The sequence below is a fragment of the Streptomyces shenzhenensis genome, assembly GCF_003688995.1.
Classification (GTDB): Bacteria; Actinomycetota; Actinomycetes; order Streptomycetales; family Streptomycetaceae; genus Streptomyces; species Streptomyces shenzhenensis_A.
In genome coordinates, this window is sequence record NZ_PENI01000037.1 from 1 (window position 1) to 12,698 (window position 12,698).

Annotated in this window: 15 protein-coding genes and 1 pseudogene; 6 read left to right on the forward strand and 10 right to left on the reverse strand. The window is 72.3% G+C overall.

Going from position 1 to position 12,698, the window contains the following annotated elements; translation table 11 throughout:
* The 3 genes and pseudogenes from CTZ28_RS38070 to CTZ28_RS38080 form a co-directional block, all read right to left on the reverse strand.
* A pseudogene (locus CTZ28_RS38070) lies at nt 1–145 on the reverse strand (electron transfer flavoprotein subunit beta); the annotation flags it as partial.
* Nucleotides 146–363: 218 nt separating this feature from the next.
* Entirely contained in the window at nt 364–873 is a 510-nt protein-coding gene (locus CTZ28_RS38075) for a flavin reductase family protein (protein WP_121894333.1), read from the reverse strand.
* A 208-nt stretch (nt 874–1,081) separates the two neighbouring features.
* Entirely contained in the window at nt 1,082–1,408 is a 327-nt protein-coding gene (locus CTZ28_RS38080) for a TlpA family protein disulfide reductase (protein ID WP_259472002.1), read from the reverse strand.
* Between the two features lie 332 nt (nt 1,409–1,740).
* On the opposite strand from CTZ28_RS38080, the gene CTZ28_RS38085 reads away from it, so the two are divergent.
* A complete protein-coding gene (locus CTZ28_RS38085; RefSeq protein WP_121894334.1) occupies nt 1,741–2,469 on the forward strand; it encodes a lysophospholipid acyltransferase family protein in 729 nt (242 codons plus the stop codon).
* Between the two features lie 67 nt (nt 2,470–2,536).
* Here CTZ28_RS38085 and CTZ28_RS38090 read toward each other — a convergent pair whose 3' ends face one another.
* The 5 genes from CTZ28_RS38090 to CTZ28_RS38110 all read right to left on the reverse strand — a co-directional run bounded on the left by CTZ28_RS38090 (nt 2,537) and on the right by CTZ28_RS38110 (nt 7,161).
* Entirely contained in the window at nt 2,537–3,235 is a 699-nt protein-coding gene (locus tag CTZ28_RS38090; protein ID WP_121894335.1) for a B3/B4 domain-containing protein, read from the reverse strand.
* Nucleotides 3,236–3,245: 10 nt separating this feature from the next.
* Entirely contained in the window at nt 3,246–3,818 is a 573-nt protein-coding gene (locus tag CTZ28_RS38095; protein ID WP_121894336.1) for a transglutaminase domain-containing protein, read from the reverse strand.
* A gap of 75 nt (nt 3,819–3,893) precedes the next feature.
* Complete coding sequence (locus CTZ28_RS38100; protein WP_121894337.1) at nt 3,894–4,973, reverse strand: threonine aldolase family protein; 1,080 nt, start codon at nt 4,971–4,973, stop codon at nt 3,894–3,896.
* Nucleotides 4,970–5,722, reverse strand: coding sequence for an SDR family NAD(P)-dependent oxidoreductase (locus tag CTZ28_RS38105; RefSeq protein ID WP_183154797.1), 753 nt, complete (start codon nt 5,720–5,722; stop codon nt 4,970–4,972). Before CTZ28_RS38105 ends, CTZ28_RS38100 begins: the two co-directional genes overlap by 4 nt.
* A gap of 41 nt (nt 5,723–5,763) precedes the next feature.
* Nucleotides 5,764–7,161, reverse strand: coding sequence for a DUF6421 family protein (locus CTZ28_RS38110; protein WP_121894339.1), 1,398 nt, complete (start codon nt 7,159–7,161; stop codon nt 5,764–5,766).
* 440 nt (nt 7,162–7,601) lie between these two features.
* Here CTZ28_RS38110 and CTZ28_RS38115 point away from each other — a divergent pair, with 440 nt between their 5' ends.
* Nucleotides 7,602–8,285 carry a glycerophosphodiester phosphodiesterase gene (locus tag CTZ28_RS38115; RefSeq protein WP_121894340.1) on the forward strand — a complete coding sequence of 228 codons (684 nt, stop codon included), beginning with the start codon at nt 7,602–7,604 and terminating at the stop codon, nt 8,283–8,285.
* Nucleotides 8,286–8,288: 3 nt separating this feature from the next.
* On the opposite strand, the gene CTZ28_RS38120 is transcribed toward CTZ28_RS38115, so the two are convergent.
* Complete coding sequence (locus tag CTZ28_RS38120) at nt 8,289–8,828, reverse strand: GNAT family N-acetyltransferase (RefSeq protein ID WP_121894341.1); 540 nt, start codon at nt 8,826–8,828, stop codon at nt 8,289–8,291.
* A 71-nt stretch (nt 8,829–8,899) separates the two neighbouring features.
* Between CTZ28_RS38120 and CTZ28_RS38125 the strand changes: the two genes are divergently transcribed.
* On the forward strand, nt 8,900–9,307 hold the full coding sequence (locus tag CTZ28_RS38125) for a VOC family protein (protein WP_121894342.1): 408 nt from the start codon (nt 8,900–8,902) through the stop codon (nt 9,305–9,307).
* A 6-nt stretch (nt 9,308–9,313) separates the two neighbouring features.
* On the opposite strand, the gene CTZ28_RS38130 is transcribed toward CTZ28_RS38125, so the two are convergent.
* Nucleotides 9,314–9,880 (reverse strand): MarR family winged helix-turn-helix transcriptional regulator, encoded by a 567-nt coding sequence (locus tag CTZ28_RS38130; RefSeq protein ID WP_121894343.1) that lies wholly within the window; start codon nt 9,878–9,880, stop codon nt 9,314–9,316.
* Between the two features lie 467 nt (nt 9,881–10,347).
* Between CTZ28_RS38130 and CTZ28_RS38140 the strand changes: the two genes are divergently transcribed.
* From CTZ28_RS38140 to CTZ28_RS38150, 3 genes are all read left to right on the forward strand, one after another.
* Nucleotides 10,348–10,893 (forward strand): DUF5134 domain-containing protein, encoded by a 546-nt coding sequence (locus tag CTZ28_RS38140; protein ID WP_121894344.1) that lies wholly within the window; start codon nt 10,348–10,350, stop codon nt 10,891–10,893.
* Nucleotides 10,894–11,001: 108 nt separating this feature from the next.
* On the forward strand, nt 11,002–11,937 hold the full coding sequence (locus tag CTZ28_RS38145; RefSeq protein WP_121894345.1) for a M56 family metallopeptidase: 936 nt from the start codon (nt 11,002–11,004) through the stop codon (nt 11,935–11,937).
* Between the two features lie 43 nt (nt 11,938–11,980).
* A complete protein-coding gene (locus CTZ28_RS38150; RefSeq protein ID WP_121894346.1) occupies nt 11,981–12,691 on the forward strand; it encodes a phosphatase PAP2 family protein in 711 nt (236 codons plus the stop codon).
* The last annotated feature ends 7 nt before the right edge of the window (nt 12,692–12,698 follow it).

Here is a 12,698-nt window from a genome sequence, read left to right on the forward strand (position 1 = left end):
GCAGCGCCTGCTCGACCGCGTACTCGTCCAACTCGGAGAGCAGACCGTCCACATCATCCCGGTCGACGGTCAGGTCATCGGCGAAGTGCCGGTCACCCGTGGCATCGGGCACATACTTCACAGTGACAACGATCCTCAAGCTCACGCCGGCTCTCCTACTGCATCGTCTGTTCTGGGCTGCCTCTTGCAGGCAGCATAGGCGCCTGAAGCGGCTGATCCCGGTCGGGGCGTCCGCGCGCTCCGAACGAAATATTACTCGTCAGTACACTCATGTCTTTCCCGCTGAGCAAGCGCTTTGAACTGTGACCTTCGCAACGCAGCGTAACCGGAACCCGACGGCTTCGCAGGAGGGGCGGAGCACGCTCAGTCCCTGAGCGCGCTGAAGCCGCCCTGGTGGTACAGCAGGGGGCGGCCGGCCCCGTCGGCGTCACCGAGTTCGACCTCGGCGAGCACGATGCGGTGATCGCCGGCGGGAACCCGGCCCACGACACGGCAGACGAGCCAGGCGAGCACACCGTCGAGCACCGGCACGCCCTGCGGACCGACGCGCCAGGCGGTGGGCGGGCCGAACCGGTCGGCGCCGCTGCGGGCGAAGGTCGCGGCCAGTTCGTGCTGGTGCTCGCCGAGTATGTGGACGCCGACATGGCCGGTCTCGGCTATCGCCGGCCAACTGGAGGCACCGGTGCCGATACCGAAGGAGAGCAGCGGGGGCTCGGCCGACACGGAGGTGAGGGAGGTGGCGGTGAAGCCGACCGGCCCGAGGGCGCCGCGGGCGGTGATCACCGCGACCCCCGCGGCATGCCGCCGGAAGGCGGAGCGCAGCAGGTCGGGGGAGGCGAACCGGGGAGTGCGGAGGTCGGGCGTGGCCGTCATGGAGTTGTCCTTCTCGGGGAGGTGACGAGCGGGCCGGTGGCTGGTCAACAGCCCGGACAGCGCGCGCTCGCGGTGCGCGCCAGGTCGACGTGCGCGCGCCCGTGGAGAAGGAGTTCCGTGCCCATGCGGTCAGAGTGACGATACGTGGTACGCACAGTCAAGAACGTCCCGGTATCTGGAAGATGTCGCACCGTCACCGGCATCGCCGTCACACCGCCTTCCCCAGCGCCGCGATGACGTCGGCCTTGCGCGGCTGCCCGGCGGCCCGTCGCACCACACGTCCGTCGGCGTCGAGGACCAGCACGGTGGGGGTCCTGAGGATGCCCAGTTCCCGTACGAGGTCCAGGCGGGACTCGGCGTCGATCTCCACATGGGCGACACCGGGCACCAGGCCGGCCACCTCGCCGAGGACGCGCCGGGTCGCCCGGCAGGGTGCGCAGAAGGCGCTGGAGAACTGCACGAGCGTGGCCCGTTCCCCGAGGTCGCCACCCAGGTCGGCGACCCCGAGCCGCTTCCCCTCGTCCCGTCCGCGCATCCGCACTCTCCCGCTCCGCCGCTGGTGCCGCACTCCGTACGGGCTCACCGCCCCGCACAGCACCACTCCGGTCCTCTTCTTCAGTAGCGCGCTCGAGGCCGCGGAGATTCCCGCTTTCCCGCACCTGTGCGCTGCGGAAGCCCAGCAGGGGCGCGAAACGCCGAGGTGACCGCTCCGCCGACGTGACGAGAATCTCGCCGCGTCAGGGCACCAGGGCTGGCTCACCGTTCGTTCTTCGGGCACGATCTGCGAGACGCCGTAAACCTACGGCTGCGTAACTTATCCGCCGGGAACGCCTTTCCCTGGCAGAGCAGGAAGGGTCCGTCCCGCCCATGGCAGAGCTGGTCTACCGTCCCGTCATCGGTTTCGCGAGGACGCTGTTCAAGGTCTGGGACCTCAAGATCGACTGCAAGGGCTCGGAGAACATCCCGCGCTCGGGCGGCGCCGTGCTGGTGAGCAATCACATCAGCTATCTGGACTTCGTCTTCAACGGTCTTGCGGCCCTGCCGCAGAAGCGGCTCGTGCGCTTCATGGCGAAGGAGTCGGTCTTCCGCCACAAGGTCTCCGGTCCGCTGATGCGCGGGATGAAGCACATTCCGGTGGACCGCGGCCAGGGCAACGCGGCCTACGCGCACGCGTTGGACTCCCTCCGGTCCGGCGAGATCGTCGGGGTGTTCCCGGAGGCCACGATCTCGCAGTCCTTCACGCTGAAGAGCTTCAAGTCGGGCGCCGCGCGACTCGCCCAGGAGGCGGGCGTCCCGCTGGTGCCGATGGCCGTGTGGGGCACGCAGCGGCTGTGGACCAAGGGCCATCCGCGCAACTTCAGGCGCAGCCACCTCCCGGTCACCGTCCGGGTAGGCGAGATGATCGAGGCGTCCCGCGACCAGTACGCGGGCGCCATCACCCGCCGGCTGCGCGAGCGGGTCCAGGATCTGCTGGACGCCGCACAGCGCGCCTACCCGGGACACCCGAAGGGCACCGACGACAGCTGGTGGCTGCCGGCCCATCTGGGCGGCACGGCCCCGACGCAGGAGGAGCTGCGCGCCGCCGAGGCCGGCTGACCCCCGCCCGCGACGCCGCACTCACTCCCCCGGCTCTTCGCCCGCCCCTGGAGCGAGCGACGGCGATCTACTGAGGGGCCGGGGCGCCGATGGCGATCCGGGCGCCGGGGCTGAACTTCTCCAGGAGCTCGGCGAGTTCGGCCGCGGCCCGCTCGATCTCGGCGACCGGCATCGGGGCGAGGCCCTCCAGCAGGAAGACGCCGGAGGCCGTCCGCTCGGTGAGCCGGGTGCGCGGGCCCTGGCGCCAGTTCCAGCGGCGGCAGGTCACACCCGCGTCGTCACGCCACACCGCCTCGCCCGCGTCCGGGTGTTCCACGGCCTCTTCACCGCCGGCGACGGTCACGAAGTCCTCGTCGCCCGTGGCGCGCACGAGCCGCATGGCGCCCTCGATGCGGTCGGCGTCCTCGCCGCCCACGGGGATCAGATGGGCGACGCTGACGGCGTTGTAGAGGTCGACGAGCAGATTGATCCGGGGCAGTCCGGACTCGGACAGAGCCCTCCTCGCCAGTGCCTCCGCCGAGTTGCGGGTGCGGGACGGCTTGGCGCCGAACGCCGTGTACACCTCGCGCCAGGCCGCCATGTGCGGGTCCTCGTGCGGGGCGCGTCCGGCCAGGCGGGCGGCAAGCCTGCGGGCCGCGTCGTCGAGCAGGGCCGCACTCGCCTCGGTGCTGGGCCCGCCCACGAGGTCGTGCGCCTCGATCACGACGTGGGTGAAACCGGGCACGAGGGCGCGCACCTCGTCGGACACGGTGAGCGTGAGAGTCATCTGCCTCGCCTCAGAGTGCGGTGGGGAGCGTTTTCCAGAGGTGGGGCCGGTCGGGCGCGGTCTTCAGGGCGCGCAGGACGGCCGGGTGAGGTTCAGCATACAGGACCGGATAGTCCAACTCATTGGACTCCGGATCGGGCGTCCAGGCCAGCTGTTCGCCGTCGAGGGAGAACTGCGCGTCGACGCCGGGCTTGTTGCCGCGCGGGTCCTGCCGGTGCCACGCCCCGCGGAACCGGACGGCCACCAGTCCGTGCACCACGTCGAGCTTCTGGTAGCACAGCGCCGTGGGGATGTCCTCGGCCCGCAGCAGCGCGGCCAGCGCGTGCGCCTTCGCGAAGCAGATGCCGGTGCGCAGCGTGAGGACGTCGGAGGCGCGCCAGGTGACCCGCGGATCGCCGGCGTCCTGGGAGTGCGGAACGGTGTCGCGCACGAACTCGAAGGCGGCTCGCGCATAGGCATACGAGTCCGGGACGTCCGCGGCCAGCCGGGCGGCCGTCTCGCGCACCATCGGATGGTCATGGTCGATGGCCTCGTCCGCGGCCAGATATGCGGACAGGTCGGGCGTGTTCTGGATCAGCTCCATACCCGCAGAGCATAGGAATGCGATCACCCGGCCGTCAATGTTTTTCCAGGTGACCGCATATCTATGCATGCTGATCTAGCGGTGCGCGGGGGCCATCTCCTCCTTGAGCGCCGCCACGAACGCGTCCACGTCCTCCTCGGTGGTGTCGAAGGCGCACATCCAGCGCACGACGCCGGCCGCCTCGTCCCAGAAGTAGAACCGGAACCGCTTCTGCAGCCGCTCGCCCACCTCGTGCGGCAGCCTGGCGAAGACACCGTTGGCCTGCACCGGGTGACAGATCTCCACCCCGTGCACCGCGCGCACGCCCTCGGCCAGCCGCTGCGCCATCTCGTTGGCGTGCCGCGCGTTGCGCAGCCACAGGTCCTTGGCGAACAGTGCCTCCAACTGCACCGAGACGAAACGCATCTTGGAGGCGAGCTGCATGGACATCTTGCGTATGTGCTTCATGTGGCGCACGGCGTCCTGGTTGATGACGACGACCGCCTCGCCGTACACGGCGCCGTTCTTCGTCCCGCCCAGGGAGAGGATGTCGACGCCGACGGCGTTGGTCAGCGCACGCATGGGCACGTCCAGGGAGGCCGCCGCGTTGGCCAGCCGGGAGCCGTCCAGGTGCACCGTCATGCCGTGCGCGTGGGCGTGCTCGCAGATCGCGCGGATCTCGCCGGGGGTGTAGACGGTGCCCAGTTCCGTGCTCTGGGTGATCGAGACGGCCTGCGGCATCGCCCGGTGCTCGTCCTCCCAGCCGTACGCCTGCCGGTCGATCAGCTCCGGCGTGAGCTTGCCGTCCGGCGTGGGCACGGTGAGCAGCTTGAGCCCGGCCATCCGCTCGGGTGCGCCGCCCTCGTCGACGTTGATGTGCGCGCTCTCGGCGCAGATCACCGCGCCCCAGCGGTCGGTGACCGCCTGGAGCGCGACGACGTTCGCGCCGGTGCCGTTGAAGACCGGGAAGGCCTCCGCCGTGGGCCCGAAGTGGCTGCGGACGATCTGCTGGAGGTTCTGGGTGTAGGCGTCCGCGCCGTAGGCGACCTGATGGCCGCCGTTGGCCAGCGCCAGGGCCGCGAGCACCTCGGGGTGCGCCCCCGCGTAGTTGTCACTGGCGAAACCGCGGACCTGCGGGTCGTGATGGCGACGGGCGTCGGTCCTGGGAGGGTTCACGGCTTCTCGGTCAGCCACAGACGGTGTCCGTTCACTTCGGTTGCGGGCTTGGTCCAGATCCCGGTGATGGCCTCGGCCAGGTCATCGACGTCCGTGAAGCCCGCGAACTTCGCGTTGGGGCGTTCGGCGCGCATCGCCGCGTGCACCAACGCCTTCACCACCAGGATGACAGCCGCCGAGGTCGGCCCCTCGGCGCCCCCGGCCTTGCGGAAGTAGTCGGCCATGGCCAGCGTCCAGGCCTCGGCCGCGGCCTTGGCGGCGGCGTACGCCGCGTTGCCCGCGGTGGGCCTGCTGGCGCCCGCGGCACTGATCAGCACGTAGCGGCCGCGCTCGCTGCGCTGGAGCGCCTCGTGGAAGGCGAGCGAGGTGTGCTGCACGGTGCGGATGAGCAGCAGTTCCAGGAAGTCCCAGTCGTCGAGGCTGGTCTTGGTGAAGGTCTCGCTGCCGCGCCAGCCGCCGACGAGGTGCACGAGTCCGTCGACCCGGCCGAAGTCCTTCTCGATGTGGGTGGCCCAGTCGCGGGTGGACTGCAGGTCGAGCAGGTCCACCGTGTCCCCGGTGACGGTGGCGCCGCCGGAGGCGTAGCGGGCCGCGTCGACGGCCTCGGAGAGCCGCTCCGGGTCGTTGTCCGCCCCGACGACCGTCGCCCCCGCCTCGGCGAGCCTGCGCAGCGCGGCCCGGCCGGCGGGTCCGCCCGCGCCCGCCACCGCGATGACCGCACCGCTCAGTTGCCCGTTCCCGTTCCCCATCTTCTCCTCCTGAGCCTGCCGAGCGTCTACGGTGCGGTCGCTCACGCGGCGACCGGCTCGGCGCCGTCCGCGGTGATGCCCCGGGTGGCGGCGATCACGTTCTTCAGTTTCTTGGACAGCGCCTCATAGAACATGCTCAGCGGAAACTCGTCCGGAAGCACGTCATCCACGAGTTTGCGCGGCGGCAGGGTCAGGTCGAGGGCGTCCGGGCCCTTGGCCCACTTGGAGCCCGGGTGCGGGGCCAGGTAGGCGGAGACGAGTTCGTAGCCGGCGAACCAGTGGACGAGCTTGGGGCGGTCGATGCCGTCGCGGTAGAGCTTCTCGATCTCGGCGCACAGCTGGTTGGTGACCTGCGGGGCGCGCTCCCAGTCGATGGAGAGCCTGTTGTCGGTCCAGCGGACGACGTCGTGCCGGTGCAGGTAGGCGAAGAGGAGCTGGCCGCCGAGGCCGTCGTAGTTGCGCACGCGCTCGCCGGTCACCGGGAAGCGGAACATGCGGTCGAAGAGCACCGCGTACTGCACGTCCCGGGCCTGCGGAACGCCGTCGGCCGCGAGCTTCACGGCCTCCTTGAAGGCGGTGAGGTCGCAGCGCAGCTCTTCGAGGCCGTACATCCAGAACGGCTGCCGCTGCTTGATCATGAACGGGTCGAACGGCAGGTCGCCGTGGCTGTGGGTGCGGTCGTGCACCATGTCCCACAGCACGAAGGCCTCCTCGCAGCGCTTCTGGTCGTGCACCAGCGCGGCGATGTCCTCGGGCAGCTCAAGGCCCAGCAGGTCGACGGCCGCGGCGGTCACGCGGCGGAAGCGGGCGGCCTCGCGGTCGCAGAAGATGCCACCCCAGGAGAATCGTTCCGGCGCCTCGCGCACGGCGATGGTCTCGGGGAACAGGACGGCCGAGTTGGTGTCGTAGCCCGCCGTGAAGTCCTCGAAGGTGATGCCGCAGAACAGCGGGTTGTCGTAGCGGGTGCGCTCCAGTTCGGCCAGCCAGTCGGGCCAGACCATGCGCAGCACGACCGCCTCCAGGTTGCGGTCCGGGTTGCCGTTCTGCGTGTACATCGGGAAGACCACCAGGTGCTGGAGGCCGTCGGCACGGTGCGCCGCGGGCTGGAAGGCCAGCAGCGAGTCGAGGAAGTCGGGCACCCGGAAGCCGTCGTCGGCCCAGCGGCGCAGGTCCCGGACGAGCGCCTGGTGATAGGCGGCGTCGTACGGCACCAGTGGGGACAGCTGCTCGACGGCGCGGATGACGCGGCGCACGGCCTCCTCGGCGTCGGCCCGGTCCGGGGCGCCCGCCGCGTCGAAGTCGATCGCCCCGTCCTTGGACTGCCACGGCCGGATCCGCTCCACGGCATCCTTGAGCACGGGCCACGCCGGGTGCTCGATCACCCTGGCCGTCGAAGAAACCTGCTCCCCCGCACCCGCCTGCACAAGAATTTCCGTCATGTCCCATCCTCCACGGGAGAACCTCGCGTAAGGACACCGTATGCATCCAAGGTTTCTCCTAGCAAGGGGAGCCTCGGGAAATTATCCTGTGACACCGCATCGTCACCGCTCTTTTTCCTGCGATAAACCGTGACGACGCTCACTTCCGCTCCGCGCAGCGATTCGACGCACGGCCCGCGCCGCGCCGGGGCAGGACCGGGGCGCGGAGGCGCGGGACAAGGATCCTGCCGGTCAACTCCGTGCCCGGACTCGCCCACGCCAGGGTGACGGCCACCCGGACGTACGGGCCGAGAACCGCCCCGCCCGTCACCCCGATCCCCCGTGTACGCGCGGTTTCAACGGCGGACCCGGCGGTTAGGCTGCGATTCCGCCGCGCGGACAACGACGTCCGTCCGGTCCGCGCGCGTGCCGAGCCGCCGTCGACGGAAGCGAGTCGAACCTTGAACCTCCTTACCATCGGTCACCGCGGAGTCATGGGCGTCGAGCCCGAGAACACCCTCCGTTCCTTCGTCGCCGCCCAGCAGGCCGGCCTCGACGCCATCGAACTCGATCTGCACCTGAGCAAGGACGGTGCCCTCGTCGTCATGCACGACGCGGAGGTGGACCGCACGACCGACGGCACCGGCCCGATCGCCGAGAAGACCCTCGCCGAGCTGCGCACGCTCGACGCGGGCCGCGGCGAGCGCGTCCCGGTGTTCGAGGAGGTCCTGGACGCCGTCAGGACGCCCCTGCAGGCCGAGATCAAGGATGTGGCGGCGGCCCGCGCGCTGGCCGAGGTGATGCTCCGCCGGGACCTGGTCTCCCGGGTGGAGGTCTCCTCGTTCCACAACGAGGCGATCACCGAGATCGCCCGGCTCGTGCCGGGCGTGCGCACCGCGCTGATCGCCGGCCGCTACGGCACGGACGTCGTGGAGCGCGCCGTCGAGGCCCGGGCCGCGACCGTCTGCCTCGAGATCCGGCGGCTGACCCTGGAGGTCGTGGAGCGCGCCCGCAAGGCGGACCTGAGGATCATCGGCTGGGTGGTGAACACGCAGGAGCAGCTGCGGCTGGTGCGGGCCCTGGAGCTGGACGGCGCGACGACCGACTACCCGCAGATCAAGCGGACCGGCCGGTTCACGGCGTGAGGGTCAGCCGAGTTCCTTGACCAGCAGCTCGAACCGCAGGCCGGCGCGGCGCGGGATACCGAAGCGCTCGTCGCCGTACGGGAACGGGGTCATCCGTCCCGTACGGCGGTAGCCGCGGCGCTCGTACCAGGCGATGAGGTCCTCGCGCACGGAGATCACCGTCATGTGCATCTCGGTGACGGCCCAGTTCTCGCGGGCCTGCCGCTCCGCCTCCGCGAGCACCAGCTTGCCGAGACCCGCGCCCTGCTGGGTGGGGCTGACCGCGAACATGCCGAAGTAGGCGTGGCCGCCGCGGTGTTCGAGCTGGCAGCAGGCGACCACCGCGTCCTGCCGCCGCACCGTCAGCAGCCTGCTGTCGGGCGACTTGATCACTTCCAGCACGCCCTCGGGATCGGTGCGCTGCCCGTCCAGGATGTCCGCCTCACTGGTCCACCCGGCCCGGCTGGCGTCGCCGCGGTACGCCGATTCGACCAGCGCGACCAACGTGTCCACGTCGGCGTCGGTGGCGTCACGGAAGGTGAGTCCGGTGGCGGTGGTGTCCATGGGCAGAGCTCTCCGATCTGGGGCGCGGCACGGCACGGATGAGGGTAACCCTGCTACTAGGGTGCGGGCGCATGGTGCATGTACTCAGCAGTCGGACACTTCTGCGGCCCGCCGATCCCGAGCGTTCCCGGGTCTTCTACGGCGAGCAGCTCGGGCTCGCCGTGTACCGCGAGTTCGGCACGGGTCCCGAGCGCGGGACGGTCTACTTCCTCGGCGGCGGCTTCCTGGAGATCTCCGGGCGCTCCGAGACCCCGCCGTCACCGGCGCTGCAGCTGTGGCTCCAGGTCGAGGACGTGGCGGCGGCGCACACGGAGCTGCGCGCGAAGGGCGTGCGGATCGTCCGCCCGCCGGTGCGGGAGCCGTGGGGCCTGATCGAGACGTGGATCGCCGACCCGGACGGCGTCCGGATCGTCCTGGTCCAGGTGCCGGCGGACCATCCCCTGCGGTATCGGCCGGGGGTCCAGAACCCGCTGCCGTGACCGGTTTCAGGCGCGCAGCGCGGCCGTTCGGCCCTCCAGGCGGCTGAGCAACCCGGCCAGCAGCCCGGCCAGTTCGCCCTGGCCCTCGGGGGCGAGGACGGACAGGACGGCCGTCTCGTGGGCGAGCTGCTCGGGCAGGAGGCCGTCGACCAGGGCCCGTCCGGCGTCGGTGAGGCGGACGTGGGCGACGCGGCGGTCACGGGTGTCGCCGCGCCGCTCGGCCAGGCCGCGTCCGGTCAGCTGCTTGAGGCGTTTGGTGACAGCGGCGCCCGAGGAGAAGGTCTCCCGGGCCAGTTCGCTCGGGGTCAGCTCGTGCCCGGTGCGGCGCAGCGCGCCGAGCAGGTCGAACTCGGCGCGGCTGAGGCCGGCCCGGCGCAGCGGCGCGTCCTCGGCCTGCTGGAGCAGGGCGGCGCAGCGGTTGATGCGGCCGATCACCTCCATGGGGCCGGTGTCCAGGTCGGGGTGGACGGCCCGCCACTGCCGGACGACCGCGGCGACGGTGTCGCCGCCCGCCGCGTCCGTCCCGCCCGCCTTGTCGTTGCCGGCCGCGGGTCGTGCGTTGGTCGCCGTCATGGCCGTACGTCCTCCGTTGTCGCTGTGGTCCGGGCCGGTGGCACCGCCCGTGGCTGCTGCGCCGGCCGTTCGGCGCTCGGGCCGGCCCCGGCGTGCAGCTCCTGGTGCCGCACCGTCGCGGCGAGCGTACGGTGTCCGCCCGGTTCGGCGAGCACGACCCGCTCCCGGGGCAGGGCCGTTGCCGCCGCTCGCCGGACGCGGCGTCCACCGTGGCCCGCGGGCCGGCCAGGGCTCCGGCGAGCGCGCCGGGCGGTCGCCAGGTCGCGGGGTGCCGTCCGTGGCTCGGCGAGCAGCCCCGCGGCGCGCTCCCGGGCCCGCTCGCGCAGGGCACCTCTCCTCACCTGTCGCGCGCTGCCGAATGCTCCCCATGTACACCCTTGCGCTTGCGTACGCGCCTCGGGCCCTGGGCATCGCACCCTCGACGGTGCGGCGAGCGCCGGGCGGGGAACGGGAACGGGGAGGCGCGCGTGCACGGACCGGCTTCACCCGGCTGGCTGCTGGTCGCGCTGTGCGCGGTCACCGGCGCCTACTGCCTGCTGCGGATGCGCAGCGTCGTGGTGGAACAGCGGCGCTCCGCGGGCGGCGAGGCGCTCATGGGCTTCGGCATGGCGGCGATGGCCGTGCCCGCCACGGTCTTCACCCCGCCGTCGTGGACCTGGCCGGTGTACGCGGCCCTGTTCGGCGCGGCCGGGCTGCGCGCCCTGTGGGCCGCGCGCACCGGACCGCACCATCTGCACCATGTGGTGGGCACCGCGGCGATGGTCTACATGGCGGCCGTGATGGCCGCCTCCCCCGGCGCCGCCCACCACGCGCACAGCGGCGGCGGAGTCCCCCTGGTGACCGGGGCGCTGCTCCTCTACTTCACCGGCTATGTGCTGCTGTCGGGCGTCCGCCTCGTCCCGGGCGCCGCGGCGGCGGGCGGCGGCGCCGGCTGGGGCGACCGCCCCGAACTGGCGCTGGCCTGCCGGTTGTCGATGGGCATCGGCATGGTGGCGATGCTCCTGACGCTCTGACCGCCGGAGCCCCCGGGCGCGCACCGCCCCGGGCACAAACGTTGCCTGCGTCACACTGCCGCGACGGACCGTACCCCTGAGCGGTCCGCCGCTCATAGGCTGCTGACCATGATGGTCCCCGCGGCACTGCTGCTGCTCGGCGTCCTGACCGCCGTCGTCGCCCCCCGGCTCCTCGCGCGGGCCGACTGGCCGGACCGGGAACCGGTGGTCGCCCTGTGGGCGTGGCAGTGTGTCGTGGCGGCCGTACTGCTGTGCTGCGCCCTGTCGATGACGCTGAGCGCGGCCGCCGCCTGGCAGGCGGTGCGCGGGCATGTCTTCGCCCCGGCGCCGCGCGCGGTCGTCGACGCGTACGCGCTCGGCACGGCCGGCCCCTGGGCGGCGGCGACCGCGGTGGCGCTGGCCTCCGCGGGCCTGTGGAGCGGCGCGATGCTGGTCCGCGAGGTGCTGCGGGCGCGGTCGCGCCGGCGCCGGCGGCGCACCGAACTCCTCGTACGCGCCCCGCTGTTGCCCGGTGAGGAACCGGCGGGCGGCCGGCTCGTCGTGCTGGAGGGCGAGCGGCCCGGCGCCTGGTGGCTGCCCGGCGCGGCACCGCAACTCATCGTCACCACGGCCGCGTTGCGCCGTCTGACGGGGCGGCAGCTGGATGCCGTGCTCGCCCACGAGCAGGGACACGCCCAGGCCAGGCACGACTGGCTGCTGCACTGCTCGGGCGCGCTGGCGGGCGGTTTCCCGCAGGTGCCGGTGTTCGCCGCGTTCCGCGACGAGATGCACCGGCTGGTCGAACTGGCCGCCGACGACATGGCCTCCCGCCGCTTCGGCCGGCTCACCACCGCGCTGGCCCTCGTCGAACTCAACGAGGACCGCGGGGTGTTCGGGCCCGGCCCGGCTCCGCAGGCCCATGTCCCGCAGCGCGTGCACCGGTTGCTGGCGCCGCCGGACCGGCTGCCCGCGATGCGCCGGCTGCGCCTGACGGCCGCGGCGGCGCTGGTGCCGGTGGTCCCGGTGCTGGTGACGCTGGTGCCGGGACTGCGGGCGCTCGGCTGATCCGGTCCACCCATCCGCCCCTGGCATCCGCGAAGATCACCCCATGCACCGAGCATCCACCGTCTCACCGCCCCGTCCGCCGGACCACCGCGCCGCCGGCCGCACCACGCGTGTCGCCCTGGCCCTGGCGGCCTGCTCCGCCCTGCTCCTCGCCCTGGTAGCGGCCGAGTGGCGCCCCCTGGTCGCGCTGGACGGCGACATCGCCCGCAGCACGCACCGCTGGGCGGTCACACAGCACGGCCTCACCCGCACCTTCCGGATCCTGACGGACTGGGTCTGGGACCCGCTGACCATGCGGCTGGTGTGCGCGGCGGCGGCCGGGTGGCTGGTGTGGCGCCGCCGGGCCTGGTGGACGGCGCTGTGGCTGGCGGCGGTCTGCGCGCTGGGCACGGCGCTGCAGCAGTCCCTGAAGGCCGCCGTGGGCCGCCCCCGGCCGGTCTGGCCCGACCCCGTCGACTCCGCGCACTACGCGGCCTTCCCGTCCGGGCACGCCATGACCGCGACGGTGGTCTGCGGGCTCCTGCTGTGGCTGCTGCGCCACCTGGGCGCCGGGCGGGCCCTGTGGCGCACGGCCGTCGCCGTGGCCGCGGTCTGTGTGCTCGGCGCGGGACTGACCCGGGTGTGGCTCGGCGTGCACTGGCCCTCGGACGTACTGGGCGGCTGGCTGCTCGGCGCGCTCGTCGTCACGCTCGCGGCACTGGTGTACACAAGGGGCCTGGCACGGGCCGGCGAGCCGCGCGAGGCGCACCGGTAGGATCACC